Annotated in this window: 19 protein-coding genes; 4 read left to right on the plus strand and 15 right to left on the minus strand. The window is 63.5% G+C overall.

Going from position 1 to position 19,806, the window contains the following annotated elements; all coding sequences use genetic code 11:
- Positions 1 to 42: 42 nt before the first annotated feature.
- From ACWGS8_RS16415 to ACWGS8_RS16485, 15 genes are all read right to left on the minus strand, one after another.
- Positions 43 to 2,412, minus strand: a complete 2,370-nt coding sequence (locus ACWGS8_RS16415; protein WP_454581913.1) for a DUF1989 domain-containing protein — start codon at positions 2,410 to 2,412, stop codon at positions 43 to 45.
- Between the two features lie 301 nt (positions 2,413 to 2,713).
- Positions 2,714 to 3,337 carry a sarcosine oxidase subunit gamma gene (locus tag ACWGS8_RS16420; RefSeq protein ID WP_454581914.1) on the minus strand — a complete coding sequence of 208 codons (624 nt, stop codon included), beginning with the start codon at positions 3,335 to 3,337 and terminating at the stop codon, positions 2,714 to 2,716.
- Entirely contained in the window at positions 3,330 to 6,311 is a 2,982-nt protein-coding gene (locus tag ACWGS8_RS16425; RefSeq protein ID WP_454581915.1) for a sarcosine oxidase subunit alpha, read from the minus strand. The genes ACWGS8_RS16420 and ACWGS8_RS16425 overlap by 8 nt, the downstream gene beginning before the upstream one ends.
- Positions 6,311 to 6,586, minus strand: coding sequence for a sarcosine oxidase subunit delta family protein (locus ACWGS8_RS16430; RefSeq protein WP_454581916.1), 276 nt, complete (start codon positions 6,584 to 6,586; stop codon positions 6,311 to 6,313). Before ACWGS8_RS16430 ends, ACWGS8_RS16425 begins: the two co-directional genes overlap by 1 nt.
- 16 nt (positions 6,587 to 6,602) lie before the next feature.
- Positions 6,603 to 7,856, minus strand: coding sequence for a sarcosine oxidase subunit beta family protein (locus tag ACWGS8_RS16435; RefSeq protein ID WP_454581917.1), 1,254 nt, complete (start codon positions 7,854 to 7,856; stop codon positions 6,603 to 6,605).
- A 91-nt stretch (positions 7,857 to 7,947) separates the two neighbouring features.
- A complete protein-coding gene (gene glnT, locus ACWGS8_RS16440; RefSeq protein ID WP_454581918.1) occupies positions 7,948 to 9,255 on the minus strand; it encodes a type III glutamate--ammonia ligase in 1,308 nt (435 codons plus the stop codon).
- Positions 9,256 to 9,319: 64 nt separating this feature from the next.
- Entirely contained in the window at positions 9,320 to 10,648 is a 1,329-nt protein-coding gene (locus ACWGS8_RS16445) for an FMN-binding glutamate synthase family protein (protein ID WP_010914750.1), read from the minus strand.
- 6 nt (positions 10,649 to 10,654) lie between these two features.
- Positions 10,655 to 11,386, minus strand: a complete 732-nt coding sequence (locus ACWGS8_RS16450; RefSeq protein ID WP_454581919.1) for a GltB/FmdC/FwdC-like GXGXG domain-containing protein — start codon at positions 11,384 to 11,386, stop codon at positions 10,655 to 10,657.
- Positions 11,387 to 11,390: 4 nt separating this feature from the next.
- Positions 11,391 to 12,287 (minus strand): class II glutamine amidotransferase, encoded by an 897-nt coding sequence (locus ACWGS8_RS16455; RefSeq protein ID WP_454581920.1) that lies wholly within the window; start codon positions 12,285 to 12,287, stop codon positions 11,391 to 11,393.
- An 85-nt stretch (positions 12,288 to 12,372) separates the two neighbouring features.
- Positions 12,373 to 12,702, minus strand: coding sequence for a hypothetical protein (locus ACWGS8_RS16460; protein WP_454581921.1), 330 nt, complete (start codon positions 12,700 to 12,702; stop codon positions 12,373 to 12,375).
- Positions 12,699 to 13,388, minus strand: coding sequence for a hypothetical protein (locus tag ACWGS8_RS16465; protein ID WP_454581922.1), 690 nt, complete (start codon positions 13,386 to 13,388; stop codon positions 12,699 to 12,701). The genes ACWGS8_RS16460 and ACWGS8_RS16465 overlap by 4 nt, the downstream gene beginning before the upstream one ends.
- Positions 13,389 to 13,433: 45 nt before the next feature.
- Positions 13,434 to 14,840, minus strand: coding sequence for an APC family permease (locus ACWGS8_RS16470; protein ID WP_454581923.1), 1,407 nt, complete (start codon positions 14,838 to 14,840; stop codon positions 13,434 to 13,436).
- Between the two features lie 12 nt (positions 14,841 to 14,852).
- A complete protein-coding gene (locus ACWGS8_RS16475; RefSeq protein WP_010914756.1) occupies positions 14,853 to 15,014 on the minus strand; it encodes a hypothetical protein in 162 nt (53 codons plus the stop codon).
- A 32-nt stretch (positions 15,015 to 15,046) separates the two neighbouring features.
- Positions 15,047 to 15,424: a hypothetical protein gene (locus ACWGS8_RS16480; RefSeq protein ID WP_454581924.1), complete on the minus strand. Its 378-nt coding sequence runs from the start codon at positions 15,422 to 15,424 to the stop codon at positions 15,047 to 15,049.
- A gap of 11 nt (positions 15,425 to 15,435) precedes the next feature.
- On the minus strand, positions 15,436 to 15,723 hold the full coding sequence (locus ACWGS8_RS16485; RefSeq protein ID WP_032929298.1) for a hypothetical protein: 288 nt from the start codon (positions 15,721 to 15,723) through the stop codon (positions 15,436 to 15,438).
- A 286-nt stretch (positions 15,724 to 16,009) separates the two neighbouring features.
- Between ACWGS8_RS16485 and ACWGS8_RS16490 the strand changes: the two genes are divergently transcribed.
- Genes ACWGS8_RS16490 through ACWGS8_RS16505 form a run of 4 tightly spaced genes read left to right on the plus strand, consistent with a single transcriptional unit; the run spans position 16,010 to position 19,793 of the window.
- Positions 16,010 to 17,143, plus strand: a complete 1,134-nt coding sequence (locus ACWGS8_RS16490; protein WP_454581925.1) for an aminomethyltransferase family protein — start codon at positions 16,010 to 16,012, stop codon at positions 17,141 to 17,143.
- 41 nt (positions 17,144 to 17,184) lie between these two features.
- On the plus strand, positions 17,185 to 17,781 hold the full coding sequence (locus ACWGS8_RS16495) for a dimethylamine monooxygenase subunit DmmA family protein (protein WP_454581926.1): 597 nt from the start codon (positions 17,185 to 17,187) through the stop codon (positions 17,779 to 17,781).
- On the plus strand, positions 17,778 to 18,743 hold the full coding sequence (locus ACWGS8_RS16500; RefSeq protein ID WP_454581927.1) for a PDR/VanB family oxidoreductase: 966 nt from the start codon (positions 17,778 to 17,780) through the stop codon (positions 18,741 to 18,743). Before ACWGS8_RS16495 ends, ACWGS8_RS16500 begins: the two co-directional genes overlap by 4 nt.
- 9 nt (positions 18,744 to 18,752) lie before the next feature.
- A complete protein-coding gene (locus ACWGS8_RS16505; protein WP_454581928.1) occupies positions 18,753 to 19,793 on the plus strand; it encodes a heme-dependent oxidative N-demethylase family protein in 1,041 nt (346 codons plus the stop codon).
- Positions 19,794 to 19,806 lie beyond the last annotated feature (13 nt).

A 19,806-nucleotide genomic window follows, 5' to 3' on the forward strand; every position in this document is an offset into this window, starting at 1 on the left:
GCGCTGCCGGCGCCCGGTTTTGCCCTGTCCGGAAGGCAGCAGTCAGGAGCGCGGCCGGGTCTTCTGCGGATCGTAATGGGCGAAGGCGACGACTCGCGCCGGCAGCCTCTTGGCATGGCCGTCGAGCTTGCCGATCTCGACCTCCCTGCCGATGGCCGCATGGGTGACGTCGAGCCTCGCCAGCGCGATGTTCTTGTTCAGCACCGGCGAGCGCATGCCTGACGTGACGACGCCGATCTGGGCACGGCCGACATGCACGCAATCGCCATGGCCGACCGCGACATTGCTGTCGATGTCGAGGCCCACCAATTTCGTCTGCGGGTGTTCCCTGCGGCGGATCAGCGCGTCGCGGCCGATGAAATCGTCGGTCTTGGTCTTCAGCGGCACGGTGAAGCCGATGCCGGCCTCGAACGGATCGGTCTGGTCGGAGAACTCGTAGCCTGCGAAGATCAGCCCGGCCTCGATGCGCACCATGTCGAGCGCCTGCAGCCCCATCGGCTTCAGCCCGTGCGGCTGGCCGGCTTCCCAGATAGCGTCGAAAGCTTTTTCGGCGTCGCGCGGATGGCACCAGATCTCATAGCCGAGCTCGCCGGTATAGCCGGTGCGCGACACCACGACCGGAATGCCATTGCCGCCGCCGATGCGGGCAACGGCGAAGCGGAACCATTCGAGTTCATCGATCGACGGCTGCAGCGGCGAGGTCCAGATCACCTCCCTGAGAATGTCACGGCTCTTCGGCCCCTGTACGGCGACATTGTGCATCTGGTCGGTCGACGAGCGCACCAGCACGTTGAGGTTGAGCTTTGTCGCCGTCTCGCGCAGCCATTCGCCGGACAGATCGTCGCCGCCGACCCAGCGGAAATTGTCCTTGCCGAGCCGCAGCAGCGTGCCGTCGTCGATCATGCCGCCATGCTCGTAGCACATGGCGGAGTAGACGACCTGACCGACGCCGAGTTTTTTCACGTCGCGGGTCAGGGTGTATTGCAGCAGTGCTTCCGAATCCGGGCCGGTGACCTCGAATTTTCTGAGCGGCGACAGGTCCATGATCACGGCGTCCTGCCGGCAGGCCCAGTATTCGGCGATCGGGCCTTCCTTGGCGAAGGAGTTGGCCAGCCAGTAGCCCCGGTATTCGGCGAAGTTGCGGGTATGCTTGGCAAAGCTGGAATGAAAGGATGTCTCGCGGGTCATTTTCGGTTCCGAATCGGGCGTCATGCGTCTGGCGATCGCTCGCGAGAATTTGTGCTGGCCGGAATAGGTCCGCACATGGATGTCGGTGAGATCCCAGCCATTGGCCGGCGTCGTGTCGTCGGGGCAGGCGGAGGAGACGCAGACGATGTCGGTCAACGCCCTGAGCAGCACATAGTCGCCAGGGCGTGACCACGGCTCATCGGACACCATCACGCCATGCGCATCGATCGTCGTGTTGAAGAAGAAGTTGATCGCCATCCAGCCGGCGCGGGGATTGACACCCTTGCCGGCCAGCGCGCCGTTGAAATTCTCCGAGCAGTTGGTGTGGCCGGGATAGCCGATGTCGTCGTAATATTTGGCGGCACACGCCAGCGCGAAGGCGTCATGCCGGCCGCATGTGTCCTGCACCACCTCGACCAGCGGCTCCATGTCCTGGTCGTAGTATTTCGAATGCAGGCCGGGCATCGGATAGCTGGACCCCATCAGCGTGCGGGTCGTCGTCACATCGAGCGGATGGTCGATGCCCCTGTCCAGCTTGCGCGCCGAAAAGCACTGGAAATCGGTGCATTGGCGGCCGTCGACATCGATGATCTGCAGATAGTCGCCCGCTTTGACGAAATAGGATTCGGCGGTTGCCGAATGGACGCGCAGATCGAGCACCGGATCGGCGAGGGGATCTGCAAGTTGCGATCTTGTTTTCAGGCGGATCGTGGCACGGCGCACGATGACGGTAAGCGGCGTAGCCGTGTCATGGCCGTCGACCAGCATCGGCCCGCCGGGGGCGGCGATGATCATCGAGCCGTCGCGGGTGACGGGGAATGCCTGTTCCGTACCGGCAGGCGTGGTGGCGCCGAACACCCGCACCGCCTTTGCCTGATCGAGCTGCACCTGTCGACGCGCCAGCCCACGCCGCAACGCGCCCAGACTGTCATCGCCCTCGGCGAGTAGCGCCTTGATGCCGGCGGCATTGCTGTTGGATGTCTCGCCGAAGATGCCGGGGTCGGTGGCGCCGTTGCTGTCCCAGGCCAGCAACTCGCAGGCCTGGCCGCCTTCGACATTGCGCACCGTGATCGTGTCGCCGGCCTCGACCTCAATCAGCACCGCGCCATTGCCCTGGATCGTATACCGCTCCATGCCCGGCGGCAGCGCGATCTGGCCGGGCCTCAGGATGAGGCTCGGGCGCGGCGGTCCGGATAGGACGGCGGGGTAGGGCGACTGGCTCATCTCAGCCTTGCGGTTCGAGAAACAAGTTTGCCTGTGTGTAAAATTATTTTAGCAGCAAGAATAGCAGCGCGATTGCGTTTGGCAAGGCGGGCTGCCCTTTCTTCCTTCTCCCCTTGTGGGGTCTGAAGGACGGGGCGAGACCCGTGGCTCGCCCCCGAGCGGTGGATCGGCGCGCAGCGCCGAGACGGTTGAGGGATGGGCGACGGATCGCAGTTTTTGCCAAGCTGGAGCACTCCTTCATCCGACCTCGCTTCGCGAGGCCACCTTCTCCACAAGGGAGAAGGGAAGAAGCGCGCAAGGGCTACGCCAAATCTTCTGAATGCCCGATAACCACACCATACTCCGCAGCCGAATCCAGCATCGTGTGCCACAGGCTTTCGGCGAAAGTCGCGAACACCAGAACGTTGAATACGGCCAATCCATCTCGATCAGCGCTCCGCCAGAGCGTGACGCTGGTGTGATCCATCGAGGTCGTGGCAGCCGCGTCAATCGCGAACGCATCGGCATACAAATCGATCGACGACAGCTTGGCCAACATCGCCCGCGCCTTGGTGCCGGAGACGCTGATCAGCGCCCGCGCGTGCGACTGGTCGGAGAGCGATGCCGATTCAGCAAAGGCAGGCGCAAGCGCCCCAATCGCATGCCTGCCACCCTTCGACAGGACGAAAAACTGATCCGGTCCCGACCAGATCAGCGTTGCGTCAGCTGTGGGGACCGCCTTCGGCGTTTCTGGGGCGGCAACACCAAGCCGGCCTTTCGCAGCCTTGGCCATGTCAGCCGCCTTGCCGCGCCGCGCCATCACCTGGACGAGGTCGAAATTACGGATCTCGGTCAGCGTCACGCCGGCATCGCCATGCGCACCATACCGTCCCACCGCGAGCGCACGGTCGAGCGGGCTGCGGATGTCCCAGGAAAACTCAGCCACGCTGGCGCCCTCCGTCCGGATCATAGAAGACGGGATTGCAGAGTTCGACATCATAATCTTCGCCGCGTATCGGGTCATGCGCGTGAACGATCTCGCCGATGCGCTCGCGTCCGCGTTCGACAAGCGCCAGCCCGATCCACTGGTCTGCCGTCGGCGAGAAGCAGACCGAGGTGACATAGCCCTGGTCGTTATCAGGTCCGGGCGTCTGCCCCTTCGGGATGATGTGCGCACCCGAGCGCAAGCGGCGCGCTCCGTCCGTCGGCTTGATGCCGACCACGACCTGCCGGTGGGGCGCGACCAATGCCTCGCGGCCGGACATGACGCGGCCGATGAAGTCCTTCTTGGTCGACATCATCTTACCGAGGCCAAGATCGGCGGCCGTCGTCGTGCCGCTCAGTTCCGGTCCGGCGATATGGCCCTTTTCGATGCGCATGACACCGAGCGCCTCGGTGCCGTAAGGCGTGACGCCGAATGGCGCGCCTGCCAGCATCAGATTGCGCGCCATCGCCTCGCCATAGCGCGCCGGAACGGAAATCTCGAAGGCCATCTCGCCGGAGAAGGAGATGCGGAACAGCCTTGCCGTGATGCCGCCGCGCAAAGCGACTTCCCGCGCGCCCATGAACGGAAAGCCTTCATTGGACAGATCCTCCGCCGGGTCGACGATCTCCTTCAGCAGATCGCGGGTCTTTGGCCCGGCGATCGAGAACTGCGCCCACTGGTCGGAGACCGAGGTCAGTTGCACATCGAGCCCGGGAAACAGCACCTGCCGGCAGAATTCGAGATGCTGCATCACCAGCCCGGCCTTGGCCGTGGTGGTGGTCAGGAAATAATGGTCCTCGGCCAGCCGCGACGTCGTGCCGTCATCATAGACGATGCCGTCCTCGCGCAGCATCAGCCCATAGCGCGCCTTGCCGACGGCGAGGTTGGAGAAGGTGTTGATGTAGACGCGGTCGAGGAAGGCGCCGGCATCGGGGCCGTGCACGTCTATCTTGCCGAGCGTCGAGACATCGCAGAAGCCGACGCTGCTTCGCACCGCCTTGACCTCGCGGGTGACGGATTCCAGCCAGTCTTTCTCACCGGCACGCGGATACCATTGCGCGCGCTTCCACAGGCCGGTGTCGACGAAGACGGCACCTTGTTCGGCGGCCCAGTGATGCGACGGCGTCAGCCGTGTCGCATGGAACGTCTCATCGCGATGATGGCCAGCAAAGGCGCCGATGGCGACCGGCACGTAAGGCGGCCGGTAGATCGTCGTGCCGGTCTCTGGAATGGATTTTCCGGTCACCGCAGCCATGATGGCGAGGCCGGCGACATTAGAGGTCTTGCCCTGGTCGGTTGCCATGCCAAGCGTCGTGTAACGCTTCAGATGCTCGACCGATTCAAAACCCTCGCGCTGCGCCAGTTCGATGTCGGAGGCGGTGACATCGTGCTGGTAGTCGACGAAAGCCTTGCCCTTGCCGGCGACGTGCCAGAGCGGCGTCAGCGAGAATGCCTCGTCGTTGGCAACAGGCGCGGTGCCGGCCTTGCCATTGTGTCCGGCATCATGTGCCGCTGCCGCGCCGGCGGCAAACCCTTGGGCGAGGCAGGCGCTAAGGCCGAAGTCGCCGTTGGCGGCACCGGCTGCGACCATGCCGGGAGGCGCGCCGTCGGGCACGAAGGCAGCGATGTCGTCGCGCCATTTCGGCCGGCCGCGATGATAGGAGGTGAGCCCGACCGCCGGGTTCCAGCCGCCGGAAACCACGAGCCCGTCGGCCTCGACTTCGGCGCGCGCGCCGCCCGTGAGCGACACCGCGATTTTCCGAACACCGTCCTTGCCGCCGTCAACGCCGCTGACGGCACCGTGCAGCACCGTGAAGCCATTCTTGGAGGCCAGCGAGCGATGTGCCGGCGAAACGTCTGGCCGCGCGTCGATCACCGCTGCGATCTGCAGCCCGGCACCGAGTGCGGTCTCGATCGTGCGCCAGCCATCCTCATTGTTGGTGAACAGCGCGATGCGCTTCGCCGGAACGGCGGCGTAGCGTCCGACATAGGTTCGCATCGACGAAGCCATCATCACGCCGGGCGTGTCGTTGCCGGCAAAGACGATCGGCCGCTCAAGGGCGCCGGCCGCGACCACACAGCGTTTGGCCACGATGCGCCACATCCGCTGGCGCACCTGATGTTCGGGCGGCGAGGGCAGATGGTCGTTGACCCGCTCCAGCGCGCCATAGGTGCCGCCGTCATAGACACCGAACAGCGTCGTGCGGTTCATGATGCGGACACCGGGCATTGCCGCCAGCTCGGCCAGCGTCCGCGACAGCCATTCGGCGGCCGGCAGGCCGTCGATCGTGCCGCCGTCCGACAGCAGGCGCCCGCCGAACGCAAAATCCTCTTCGCACAGGATGACGCGGGCGCCGCTGCGGCCAGCGGCCAATGCTGCCGCCAGGCCGGCCGGGCCAGAGCCGGCGATCAGCACATCGCAATGCGCCCAGGCCTTGTCGTAGTGATCGGGATCGGCGACGCCCGCAGCGCGGCCAAGGCCGGCGGCGCGGCGGATCGCCGGCTCGTAGATCGCCTCCCAGAATTTCGCCGGCCACATGAAGGTCTTGTAGTAGAAGCCGGCGACGAAGATCGGCGCAAACAACTGGTTGACCGACATCACATCGAAGCGCAGCGATGGCCAACGGTTCTGGCTGGCGGCCTCAAGGCCTTCATAAAGCTCGGCCGTCGTCGCCTTGGTGTTCGGCTCGCGCCGGGCACCGGTGCGCAGTTCGACCAGCGCATTGGGTTCTTCCGAGCCCGCGGTCAGGATGCCGCGCGGGCGATGATACTTGAACGAGCGGCCGACCAGCTTGACGCCATTGGCAACCAGCGCCGACGCCAGCGTGTCGCCCTGGAAGCCGGAAAAGCTCTTGCCGTCGAAGCGGAAATTCAGTGGCGCCGAGCGGTCGATGAGACCGCCCTTGTCGAGCCGGTTTGTCTGCGCGCCGGCCACTACGCGCCAACCTTCGCCGCACCGGCGCCGGCCGCCGGTTCGATCGCCGAAATCTCATGCGTCAGTGTGTTGCGGGTCACCTTCAGCCACGCCCGGCAACCGCCGCCATGATACCAGTTCTCGCTCATCACGCCGGCGACATTGTCGCGCAGATAGACATAGTCGTAGACAGCTTCCTCTCGGGCATCCGCCGCCGGCCGCACCGGCTTGGCGTCGCCGAGATAGGTGAACTCGCCGAGTTCGCGTTCGCCGCAGAAGGGACAGACAATGCGCATGATTTTCCGGCCGTCCTCAGTGCAGGTTCGGTTGGGCGCCCTGGCCCTTTTCGTCGATCATGGCGCCAGTCCGGAAGCGGTCGAGGCGGAACCTTGCGGCCTCCTCATGCGGCGTGTCGCGGGCCAAAAGATGAGCAAAGACGAAGCCTGAGCCGGGCGTCGCCTTGAAGCCGCCATAGCACCAGCCGGCGTTGAGATAGAGTCCGTCGACCGGCGTCTTGTCGATGATCGGCGAGCCGTCCATCGACATGTCCATAATGCCGCCCCACTGGCGCAAAAGCCGCACGCGGCCGATCATCGGCATCAGCGCCATGCCGCCCTCGCAGACATCCTCCATGACAGGCAGATTGCCGCGCTGGGCGTAGGAATTGTAGCCGTCAATGTCGCCGCCGAAGACAAGGCCGCCCTTGTCCGACTGGCTGACATAGAAATGGCCGGCGCCGAAGGTCATGACATTGGGGATCAACGGCTTGATCGCCTCGGAGACGAAGGCCTGCAGCACGTGGCTTTCGATCGGCAGGCGAAGGCCCGCCATATCAGCGACCCGCGACGAGGAGCCGGCGACCGCCATGCCGACCTTGCCGGCGCCGATCCTGCCGCGCGAGGTCTCGACACCGGTCACCTTGCCATTGGCATCCCTGACAAAGCCGGTCACTTCGCAATTCTGGATGATGTCGACGCCGAGCGCGCTCGCCGCATGGGCATAGCCCCAGACCACGGCGTCGTGCCGCGCCGTGCCGCCGCGCCGCTGCAGCAGCCCGCCCTGGACGGGAAAGCGCGCATTGTCGAAGTTCAGGAATGGCATCATCTTCTTGACCGCCGCGAGGTCGAGCAGTTCGGCGTCGATGCCGTTGATACGCATGGTGTTGCCGCGCCGCGCATAGGCGTCGCGCTGCGCGTCGGAATGGTAGAGGTTGATGACGCCGCGCTGGCTGACCATCGCATTGTAGTTGAGGTCCTGCTCCATCCGCTCCCACAGCTTCATCGACAATTCGTAGAAGCCGGTATTGCCGGGCAGGCCGTAATTGGAGCGGATGATGGTGGTGTTGCGGCCGGCATTGCCGGAGCCGATCCAGCCCTTTTCCAGCACGGCGACATTTCTGATGCCGTATTCGCTGGCGAGGAACCAGGCGGTGGCCAGGCCATGGCCGCCGCCGCCGATGATCACCACGTCGTAGCGGTCCTTTGGCGTGGCGTCGCGCCAGGTGCGCTGCCAGTTCTTGTGGCCGGAAAGGGCGGCACGGGCGAGCGAGAAGATCGAGTATTTCATCAGTTCATTCCGAGGTCGCTCGCACCGCTAGCATTTTTGCTACCGCACAGGATTTTCCCGACAACCGCGTCACACTTTTCGGTCCGATGCTCTAGATATCCAGCGTGTGGTCGCGCTCCCATTGCGTGAAGTGCGACGCATAGGAATTCCATTCCTGGTGCTTCAGCTTTAGGTATGCCGACGAGAATTCCTCACCCAGCGCCGCCTTGAGCGATTTGTCCTTGTCGAACTCGCGCAGCGCGTCGAGCAGGTTGAGTGGCAGTTTCGGCGCGCCCTTCACCGTGTGTCCGTGCTGGTACATGTCGATGTCGTAGCGCTTGCCGGGATCGGCCTTCGAGCGGATGCCGTCGAGGCCGGCGGCAATGATCACCGCCTGCAGCAAATAGGGGTTGGCGGCGCCATCGGGCAGGCGCAGTTCGAAGCGGCCGGGGCCGGGCACGCGCACCATGTGGGTGCGGTTGTTGCCGGTCCAGGTCACCGTGTTCGGCGCCCAGGTCGCGCCCGAAATCGTGCGCGGGGCGTTGATGCGCTTGTAGGAGTTGACCGTCGGATTGGTGATCGCGGCCAAGGCCGAGGCATGCTTCATGATGCCGCCGAGGAAGTTCTTGCCCTTGGCCGACAGGCCGAGCTCCATCGAATTGTCGGCGAAAACATTGGTCTTGCCCGCCTTGTCCCACACCGAGATGTGGGCATGGCAGCCATTGCCGGTCAGGCCCTGGAAGGGCTTCGGCATGAAGGTGGCACGCAGGCCGTGCTTCTCGGCCACCGACTTGACCATGAATTTGAAGAAGGAGTGCTTGTCGGCGGTGGCCAGCACGTCGTCGAAGGCCCAGTTCATCTCGAACTGGCCGTTGGCGTCCTCATGGTCGTTCTGGTAGGGGCCCCAGCCGAGCGCGAGCATATGGTCGCAGATCTCGGCGATGACGTCGTAGCGACGCATCACCGCCTGCTGGTCGTAGCAGGGCTTTGAGGCCGTGTCGTACTGGTCTGATATAACGCTGCCGTCCGGCGAGATCAGGAAGAACTCGGCCTCGACGCCGGTCTTGACATGCATGCCGTCGCCGGCCGCCTCCGCGATCAGCCGCCTCAACGTGTTGCGCGGCGTCTGGCCGACCTCCTTGTCGTCCATGATACAGTTGGCAGCGACCCAGGCGACCTCAGGTTTCCACGGCAGCTGAATGACGGAATCCGGATCCGGAACCGCCAGCATGTCGGGATGCGCCGGCGTCAGATCAAGCCAGGTGGCGAAGCCGGCAAAGCCGGCGCCGTCCTTCTGCATGTTTGATATCGCCTGTGCCGGCACCAGCTTGGCGCGCTGGCCACCGAACAGGTCGGTGTAGGAGATCATGAAGTATTTGACGTTTGTCGCCCTTGCGAATTCTGCAAGATCAGCTGTCACGGAAGTTCCCCATTTTTTTGTCGATCGTTGGCCCCAGAGCGTGCGGGCTTCGGCCCTTCGTTGATCAGAAGCCGTTCTTTCCCGGTATCCAGTTGGTGCCGGCCAGCGGCACGCCGGCCATCGCCGCTGCCTCGATCGTCAGGGCGACGAGGTCCTCGGGTTCGAGATTGTGCAGGCTGTTCTTGCCGCACGCGCGGGCGATGGTCTGAGCTTCCAGCGTCATCACCTTCAAATAGTTCGCCAGCCGGCGACCGGCGGCGACCGGGTCGACCCGCTTCATCAGTTCCGGGTCCTGCGTGGTGATGCCGGCCGGGTCGCGACCCTCGTGCCAGTCGTCGTAGGCGCCGGCCGTGGTGCCGAGTTCGTTATACTCCGCCTCCCAGCGGGGGTCATTGTCGCCGAGCGCGACCAGCGCTGCGGTGCCGATGGAGACCGCGTCGACGCCCAATGCCAAGGCTTTGGCGACATCGGCGCCGTTGCGGATGCCGCCGGAGACGATCAACTGCACCTTGCGGTGCATGCCGAGATCCTGCAGCGCCTGTACCGCCGGCCGGATGCAGGCGAGCGTCGGCTGGCCGACATTCTCGATGAACACTTCCTGCGTTGCCGCCGTGCCGCCCTGCATGCCGTCGACGACGACGACATCGGCGCCGGCCTTCACCGCAAGCGCGGTGTCGTAGTAGGGGCGGGCGCCGCCGACCTTGACGTAGATCGGCTTTTCCCAGTCGGTGATCTCGCGCAGTTCGAGGATCTTGATCTCGAGATCGTCCGGGCCGGTCCAGTCGGGATGGCGCGAGGCGGAGCGCTGGTCGATGCCTTTCGGCAGCGTGCGCATCTCGGCGACGCGGTCGGAAATCTTCTGCCCAAGCAGCATGCCGCCGCCGCCCGGCTTGGCGCCCTGGCCGACGACGACTTCGATCGCATCGGCACGCCGCAGGTCGCGCAAATTCATGCCATAGCGCGACGGCAGATATTGGTAGACCAGTTGCTTGGAATGGCCGCGCTCTTCCTCGGTCATGCCGCCATCGCCCGTGGTGGTCGAGGTGCCCGACAGCGTCGCGCCGCGTCCGAGCGCTTCCTTGGCCGGGCCGGAGAGCGAACCAAAGCTCATGCCGGCAATGGTGATCGGGATCTTCAGCTCGATCGGCTTTTTGGCATGGCGCGAGCCGAGCACGACTGACGTGTCGCAGCGCTCACGATAGCCTTCGAGCGGATAGCGCGAGATCGAGGCGCCGAGGAACAGCAGGTCGTCGAAATGCGGCAGCTTGCGCTTGGCGCCGGCGCCCCGGATATCATAGATGCCGGTGGCCGCGGCGCGGCGGATTTCGGAAAGCGTGTAGTCGTCGAAGGTCGCGGATTTGCGCGGCGTCGTCGGCGGGTTGCGATAGGTCATGCTGCCTCAATACGCGTCGGCGTTGTCGATATTGAAATTGTAGAGGGTGCGCGCCGAGCCGTAGCGCTTGAACTCCGATGGCTGGACGCCGGTGACGCCGGCGCGATCGAGCAGCCCCTGCAGCAGTTCCAGGTGTTCGGGCCGCATCTCCTTGGCGATACAGTCGGCGCCGAGGCTCTCGACCTTGCCGCGCACGAACAGTCGCGCTTCGTAGATGGAATCGCCCAGCGCGTCGCCGGCATCGCCCAGCACCACCAGATTGCCGGACTGCGCCATGAAGGCCGACATGTGGCCGATATTGCCGTGCACGACGATATCGATGCCCTTCATCGAAATGCCGCAGCGCGAAGAGGCATTGCCTTCGATGACCAGCAGGCCGCCCTTGCCGGTGGCGCCGGCATACTGGCTGGCGTCGCCTTTCACGATGATCGAACCCGACATCATGTTTTCGCCGACGCCAGGTCCGGCCGAGCCATGCACGGTGATGGTGCTGCCGGAATTCATGCCGCCGCAATAGTAGCCGACGCTGCCGCGCACATCGATGGTGACGGGCTGGTCGACGCCGACAGCGACGGAATGGCTGCCCTTCGGGTGCAGCACTTCCCACGCCGTTTCGTTGGAACCGGGCGTCAGATTGTGCAGCGCCTGATTGAGCTCGCGCAGCGACGACACATCGAGATCGAAGATCCGGGATGCCTGGTCGTGCGTCGCGGCCTGTGAAAGTTTGGTTGCCGGCATGAACTCAATGCTCCCAGAAATAGACGGTTGCGGGTTCCGGTTCCCAGACCCTCGCATTGTCTATGCCGGGCAGTTTGGTCAGCGCGCGATACTCCGAGCCGAAGGCGACATACTGGTCGGTTTCGGCCATGACGGCGGGCTTGCAGGCGATCGGGTCGCGCACCACGCCAAAACCGTTCTTGGTGCCGACGACGAAGGTGAAGAAGCCGTCGAGGTCCGAGAGCGTGCCTTCCAGCGCTTCGCCGAGGTTCTTGCCATGTGCCATCTGGGAAGAGAGATAGGCGGCGGCGACCTCGGTGTCGTTCTCGGTCTCGAATTTCATGCCCTCGCGGATCAGTTCGCGGCGAACATTGTTGTGGTTCGACAGCGAGCCGTTGTGCACCAGGCACTGGTCGGCGCCGGTCGAGAAGGGATGAGCGCCCATCGTCGTCACCGCCGATTCCGTCGCCATGCGGGTGTGGCCGATGCCATGCGTGCCGGTCATCTTGCGGACGTCGAAGCGATCGACAACCGCCTCCGGCAGTCCGACTTCCTTGTAGATCTCGACCACGTCGCCGGCGCCCATGATGCGGATGTCGGGGCGCAGCGCCTGGATCGCCTCGCGCGCTTCGTCGCTCTTGGCAGGGGCGGTCCTGACGACGGCATGGGTCGACTTCACCGCAATGCTCACCGGTGCGCCGATGGCCTTGGCAAGCTCGGTATCGAGGTCGCGAAAATCGCGCTCGGGCTTCGCCGACTGGATGGTGATCTTGGCTTCATTGCGGGAAGGCGCGCCATAGATGGCGATGCCTGCGCTGTCGGGGCCGCGATCGCTGAGCGAGACCAGCATTTCCGACAACATTGCGCCGAGCTTGGGCTCCAGCGACTTGTCTTTCAAAAACAGTCCGACAATTCCACACATGTCAGCCTCCCGGCGTTTGTAGCTAAGAGATGATGTACCGAATGCGGCGCTCGAATTCAATCATATGAAAAAAATTTTCCTGTAGTTACGTATGCGGCGTGATGCCGCCTTGCGAATTCTCGCTGCCCTGCGCGGCGTTGTGAACCCATTGGGCATGGCGGATGCGGGCGAGCTTGTAGGCGTCGAGAATCGACAGCGCATAGATCAGGAAGCCTCCGGCATGACGGCCGATGAAGCTGGCGTCGGGCGGCGCGATTTTGGCGGTCACCCAGGCCAGGATCACCATGAAGAAAAGAAACTGCAGTCCGCGCACCGGCACGCCCAGGATGACATGGCCGCTTGCCGGCAGCACGATTGCCGAGCCCAGGACGAGATAAGGGCTTACCGGCGCCGGCCGCGTGTTCGAACTGGTCATGCGGCCTGCCGTTCGCTTTTGTTGATGGCGTCGCGCAGCGCCGAGAGCGAGGCGAGCAGCCGCTCGATCAGTGCGGGATCGATTTGCGCCTCAGCGAACGCGGCCTGTCGGAAAACGCCGTAGCGCGCCCGTTCGGCCTCGGCAAGCAGCCAGACGATGCGCACGCCGTTTGGCGTGATCAGCAGCTCCTTGGCGCGCCCTTCCGAAAAGGGTTCCAGATGTTCGGCGATGATGCCTTGCGGGAAGCGCGTGCCGCGGCGGTCGGTTCGCAGCACCGCCTCGGCCGGAAATCCCGGAGCCTTTGGCAGCGTATGCTGGAGGTGATCGAAATTGGAGAAGGTCGTCGGCGAGCCCGGCCGCATCATCATGTCGAACGCCGCTGGCACGGCGACCTTTTCGGTGATCGAAACGCTGAGCCAGCGCGCCGGCAGCTTTCGCGTCGCCAGCGTGTCGACGATGGTGCGCAACTGGACGCGTTGGCCGTTCCACGAGCCTTCCCAGGTGATGACGCCGGCGGTGCCGTCCGAAACATCCGAGGCGTCGGCGATGACGATGCGGATGCTGGCCTCGTCGGCGGCGAGCGCCGCCAATGCCCTGTTGCGGCTTCGGCGCGCAAGCCACGCAAGATGGAGGACGAGAGCCACGACGATCGCCCCGGCGAGCAGTGCTGATGTCACTTCGGACATTTTGTCATGTCCGGCCCGCCAGGGATCGGGGCGGGCCGTCTCCCATCAATAGCCCTGCGGTTTCGGCCACGGCATGGTGAACTGGTCGCCGCGCCGCACGAATTTGTAGCGGTAGAAATGGAACCACAGCGATATCAGGAAATAGAAGATGGTCATTGCGATCAGCTGCGAGCCGAAACCGAGGAAGATGGCGAAGAAGGTCACGACGCACAGGCAGAACAGCACGATCGCCGGCAGCGGATGGAACGGGTGCGTGTAGCCGCGGCGGATGGAGCCGAGCGGCCACTTCTTGCGGAACATCATGATGTTGATGCTCATGAAGGTGTATTGCAGCACGCCCGACAGGATCGAGAAGGTGATCGCCTGGTTGAGGTCGGCGATGAAGGCGAAGGCGAGCGCAATCGGCAGCAGGAACAGGATGGAGCGGTAAGGCGTGCGGTATTTCGGATGCACCGCCGAGAACCAGCTCGGCAGATAACGGTCGCGGCCGAGCGAGAACCATGCGCGCGCCGCGTCGTTGATGCAGCCATTGGCCGATGCCAATGCCGCCAGCAGCGTCGCGATGAACAAGAGGTTCTCGAGCAGCGGACTGCCGGTGAGCTTGCCGGCGTCCCACAGCGGATAATAGGTGATGCCGAGATATTCCCAGGGCATCAGCGAGGCACAGACATACCAGGTCATGGCGGCGGCGATCAAAAGCGTGATCATGCCGGCCATGGTTCCGTAGGGCAGGGAGCGGGCCGGCGAGCGCACTTCCTCTGCCGCCTGCGTGGTGCCCTCGATGCCGAGATAGTACCAGATGCCGAACTGGAAGGCGGCGATGACGCCGATCCAGCCATAGGGTAAGGCGTTTTCGGGGGTGACCAGCTCATTGAGCTTCAGCACGGCGCCCTGCGTCCACGGGCTGACCGAGAAGAACAGGATAACGATCGAGACATAGGCGATGGCGGTGATGACGAAGTTGACGTTGAGCGTCATCAGCACGCCGCGATAGTTGAGCCAGGCCAGCACGACGATGGTGGCGGCGATGAAGGAATTGTGGGTGAGCCCTTCGACGCCCGCCTTTGAGACGATGGTGTCGCCAAGCAGGATGGCGTCGGACACTTCGAGCATCGTGTAGGCAAACACCAGGAACAGCGCGACATTGAACGCCATCAGCGGCCCGACAATGTGCTTTGCTTGCGCATACTGGCCGCCGGCGGCGGCAACCGTCGATGTCACCTCGGAATCGATCATCGCGACCGAGGTGTAGAGCAATCCGACGACCCAGCAGACGATCAGCGCGGCAAGCGCGCCACCCTTGTCGGCGGCGAAATTCCAGCCGGTGAATTCGCCGACCAGAACGATGCCGACGCCGAGCGCCCAGACATGGGCGGGGCCGAGCACCCGAAGCAGCGACACCCTGTCGCCGTGGATTGTCGTCGTTTGTCCCGTATCAACCGCAGCCGTCATGTCAGTCCCCACTCAGATCCGGTGCTTTTCGGAAACGGCTTCAAGCTCGCCTTCGCGCGACGAGGTCAGAACGTCCTCGGAGTAGGTCGTATCAACTTTGAACCAGTCGTAGAGCATCCACAAAGCGAGCACGATCGAGATGCTCCAGCATGCGTAAGAGAGTGAAATCCACATGGTACGTCTCCCGATTCTTGTCTTCGGAACTCTTACTTGTCGTCGAACTTTTCGTTGATGACGTCGCGATATTCGCGGTCGGAGGCGCGGAACAGGAAGACGAAATAACCGATCAGCACCGCCGCCATGATGATCAGCGTCGGCCAGTCGATGACATAATGGAAGCGGTTCTGGATGATGTCGTGCGCGGTCTCGGGGGTGTAGCCGAGCCTTTCCCAGATCGCGGCCATGGTCGGGTTCTGGCCAAGCGCTTCCCAGGTCTTGGCATCGAGCGCGTCGATGGATTTGGCGGCTCCGGCAAGGCCGAGCTTCAGCGGCAGCCACAGCGCCACGAAAATGGCGACCACGACGACGACGATATCGAAAACCTGGCCGGCCTTGCTCTGTTCCGGCGGCGTATAGCGCGACATTTCTTCTAACCTCAGGACTGGCGGTTGCGGGATGCGTCGGCGTTCTTGATATCGAGGCCGTAGATGAAGTCCTTGTCTTCCTTGTAGTGTTTGACCATCGCCAGGATCGCCGCCGTGTTGAAGATCAGCACGGCGGCGGCGGCAATCGCGACGACTGCCCTGATGCCGGCGTGCGGGATGTGGGGCCATGTCATGAAGAGGACGAAGAGGATCGTCGCCCATAGGCAGATGATCAGCAGCGCGGATCCGCGCAAATCGGAACGGTACAGCGCCTCGATGCGCTGCTGCAGGTCTGACATCGGTTTGTCCCCTTTTTTCGACGCCCGGTTCCGAATCCACCACGCGCCCCTCTCTTTCAAGAGAGTGAAATTTTTTTCATAAATTCAGACCGTTTCCGGCAATTGTCAAGACGAATTTACGTTGAGTTAACCATTTGCTTGAGACGGTGAATTTTGCCTGACAATGAAATTATTTGCTTTCAGGGGATTGCAGCCCTCTCGCGTTTGCGGTCAATATTCGCTCCAAAGCTCCGGCCATCGCGCCAAGGAGCAGGGAACAGTGGATTTTTGAACGGAGGACGAGCGGATGACGGCATCCTGGAGATTTTCGACCCTGGCGGATCGCCATCGCGCGCTGGGTTCGAAGCTCGAAGACTGGAGCGGCATGGGCACCGCCTGGACCTACAACAAGGATGCTGACGAAGAGTACATGGCCATCCGCACCAAGGCCGGGCTGATGGATGTGTCGGGCCTGAAGAAGGTGCACATCACAGGGCCGCACGCGTCGCATCTCATCGATCTCGCAACCACCCGCGACGTGGAAAAGATCTACCCCGGCAAATCGGCCTATGCCTGCATGCTGAACGAGGCGGGAAAATTCACCGACGACTGCATTCTCTACCGCACCGGCCCGAACAGCTGGATGGTCGTGCATGGCTCGGGCACCGGTCATGAGGAATTGCAGCGCGCCGCGATGGGCCGCGATGTCTCGCTACGCTTCGACGACAATCTGCACGATCTGTCGCTGCAGGGACCGTCGGCGGTCGACTATCTGGCCAAGCATGTGCCGGGGATTCGCGATCTCAACTATTTCCATCACATGCAGACGCAGCTCTTCGGTTTCCCGGTGATGATCTCGCGCACCGGCTATACCGGCGAGCGCGGCTACGAAATCTTCTGCCGCGGCCAGGATGCCGGCACGATCTGGGACAGGATTCTCGACGAGGGCAAGAGCGTCGGGATCATTCCGTGCCGCTTCACCACACTCGATATGCTGCGTGTCGAAAGCTACCTGCTGTTCTATCCCTACGACAACTCGCAAAAGTATCCCTTCGAGAATGAAGGCCCCGGCGACACGCTGTGGGAGCTAGGCCTCGACTTCACTGTCAGCCCGGGCAAGACCGGCTTCCGTGGGGCCGAGGAACATTACCGCCTGAAGGGCAAGGAGCGCTTCAAGATTTTTGGCGTGCTGCTCGACGGCAAGGAGCCGGCCGACGAGGGGGCGCCGGTCTATCGCGACGGCAAAAAGGTCGGCGTGGTGACCTGCGCCATGTACTCGCCGCTGGTCAAGAAATCGATGGGCATCGCCCGTCTCGACGTTGACTGCGCGGTCAACGACACCAAGCTCGAAGTCCGCAACAAGAGCGGAGCGATCAAGGCGATGGCGCAGCCACTGCCGTTCGACGATCCCAAGAAGACCAAGCGCACGGCGAAAGGCTGAGGCATAATCAACAGCGAGGGGTTCGAGGCACGAAGACTTAAATGGCAGCCAAAAGCATTATCAGCCGGCCGGTCTACGGAACGCTCTCTCCGCAGCCCGGCAAGCATCATCTGTTCATCGCCGATGCCGAAGGTGCGCTCGCTATTTCAGACATGGCCGCACGAGCGCCGACCGGGTTTTTCGACGGCGCCGAAATCGTATTCATTCCGGGCCCCGACGGCAAACATGTCGCCGCCCTCGAAGCGCTGAAGCCGGCGCAGTTCCATCAAGCGCCGTCCTTTGCCAGCCTGGTGCCACGACTGAAACAGACGTTGAGCAATGCGCATATGGGCCTGCGTGTCTACCTCGCCGGCACCGAAGGGTTGATCGGCCAGGCCATGCAGGTGGCGCTCGAAGCCGGCATCGACCACACGTCCATGCAGACGGAGCATCGCGGCTCGCTGGCGAGGCGGATGCAGTGCGTGCACTGCAAGGGCATCACCGAGAACGTGACGACGCAGCCCGCCACCTGTTCGCATTGCGGCCTGCTGCTTCTTGTGCGCGATCACTATTCCAGGCGGCTGGCGGCTTTCCAGGGCGTCTGCATCAACGCCGAGGATCGCTCGGAGATTCCTCCAATCGAGGAGGCCTTCCCATGAGCACCGGCACCACAAAACTCGATGTCGTCGTCAGTGATGTCGTCCCGGTCAACGAACTGGTCACCCGCTTCCATTTCCGCCGGCGCGACGGCGAGCTGTTGCCGACCTTTTCCGGCGGTGCCCATGTCGTGGTCGAGATGCGCGACGGCGACCGCACCCGGCTCAATCCCTATTCGCTGATGGGTTCGCCGCTCGACACACGCGAATACACCATCTCGGTGCGCCGCGACGACGTCGGTCGCGGCGGCTCGCTGTTCATGCACCGGTCCGTCAAGCCGGGCCTGGAGATGGTGATCAGCTATCCCGTCAATCTGTTCTCGCTCGACCTGCGCGCAAAAAAACATCTGATGCTGGCCGGCGGCATCGGCATCACGCCGTTCATGGCGCAGACCGCGCAGCTGGCGGGCGAGGGCGGCAATTTCGAACTGCACTATACCTGCCGCACTGCCTCGCTCGGCACATATGCCGATGTGCTGCGGGAGCGCTACGACAGGCGCATCAGGCTCTACCATGACGACCGTGACGAGCGCGTCGATCTCGACCGGCTGCTGTCGACGCAGCCGCTCGGCACGCATCTCTATATCTGCGGCCCCGCCGGCATGATCAACTGGGTGCGCGACCGCGCGGCCGCCTTTGGCTGGCCATCGGAAGCCGTGCATTTCGAGCATTTCGCGGCACCCCAGCCCGGCCTGCCTTTTGACGTGACCCTGGCAGTCAGCGGCAAGACGATCCGCGTCGATGAACAGCAGAGCCTGCTGGAAGCGATCGAGGCGGCCGGCGTCGATCCGCCCTATCTCTGCCGCGGCGGCGTCTGTGGCCAGTGCGAAACCAACGTCATCTCTTACGATGGCAGGTTCATCCACAACGACCACTGGCTGAGCGAGGAAGACCATCGCTCCGGCTGCAAGATCATGCCGTGCGTGTCGCGCTTCGAGGGCCGGTCGCTGGTGCTGGAAAGATAGGAGGCGAGATTGGGCATCACCTTTCGCAAGGAAACCTTCCGCGACGATTTCACCTTCAGGAACAGCCCGGAGCACATCAGGCGGTTCCCGTTCCCGTTCCATGAAGACGCCTACATGTATGCGGTCAACATCGAGCCGCATGTCGTCGGGCCGAAGGGCAGCGTGCTGGAGAACCTGATCGACGTCGACGAGCACTATGTCGCCGAGATGCAGGACCGCGCTTTGGTGCTCGCCGAGGACCCGCTACGCTGCCAGTCGCTGCCGCACATGACGCTGGCCGGCTGGGATCTGCTCGAACTGCTGATGGAACAGCAGGCGCTGGGCTATCCCGAGCATTTCACGCTGACGCGGGACGGCGACCGCTGGCGCTGGGTCAACCGGCCGCTCGGCATCGACGACACCTTCACCTTCGGCGACACCTCGACCCTGCCTTATGGTCCGATGGAATACATCACCCGCCAGAGCCAGGGCGATTTCTGCATCCTCGACCAGCGCGACGGCAATCTGTGGATGGATGCCGGCATGGTCACCACCCAGGCCGACTGGTCGCTCGATTTCGACATCGGCATGAATTTTTTCGAGTGGCACGCGCCGGTGCCGCTGGCGCATGAGAAGGGCATTTTCACCCGCGCGCTGAAATTCCTCACCAACATCCAGCAGGGCAAGCCGGCGCGGCGGCTCAACTGGACGATGACCATCAATCCGCGGCTCGATACCAGCCCGGAGAATTATCACAAATGGGGTCCGGACCGGACGACCGTGACGCCCGAGAATGTCGGCGACAAGGTGCATCTGCGCGTCGAACTGCAAAGCTTCTGGCGGCTGCCGCGCTCCAACGGCATTGTCTTCCCGATCCGCTGCTACCTGATCAAGATGGACGAACTCGTGACGCAGCCGAAATGGGCGCGCCGCCTGCACCGCGTCATCCGCGACCTGCCCGAGGAACTCGCCACCTACAAGGGCCTGACACGGTACCGGCCGACGCTGGTCGAGTGGCTGTCGAAGCTTGATGATGGGAGCGCGACGTCACCGGGGTTTGGGCCGGATTAGAGCTGCTGCCGAA

The organism is Mesorhizobium sp. 43Arga (assembly GCF_053714255.1).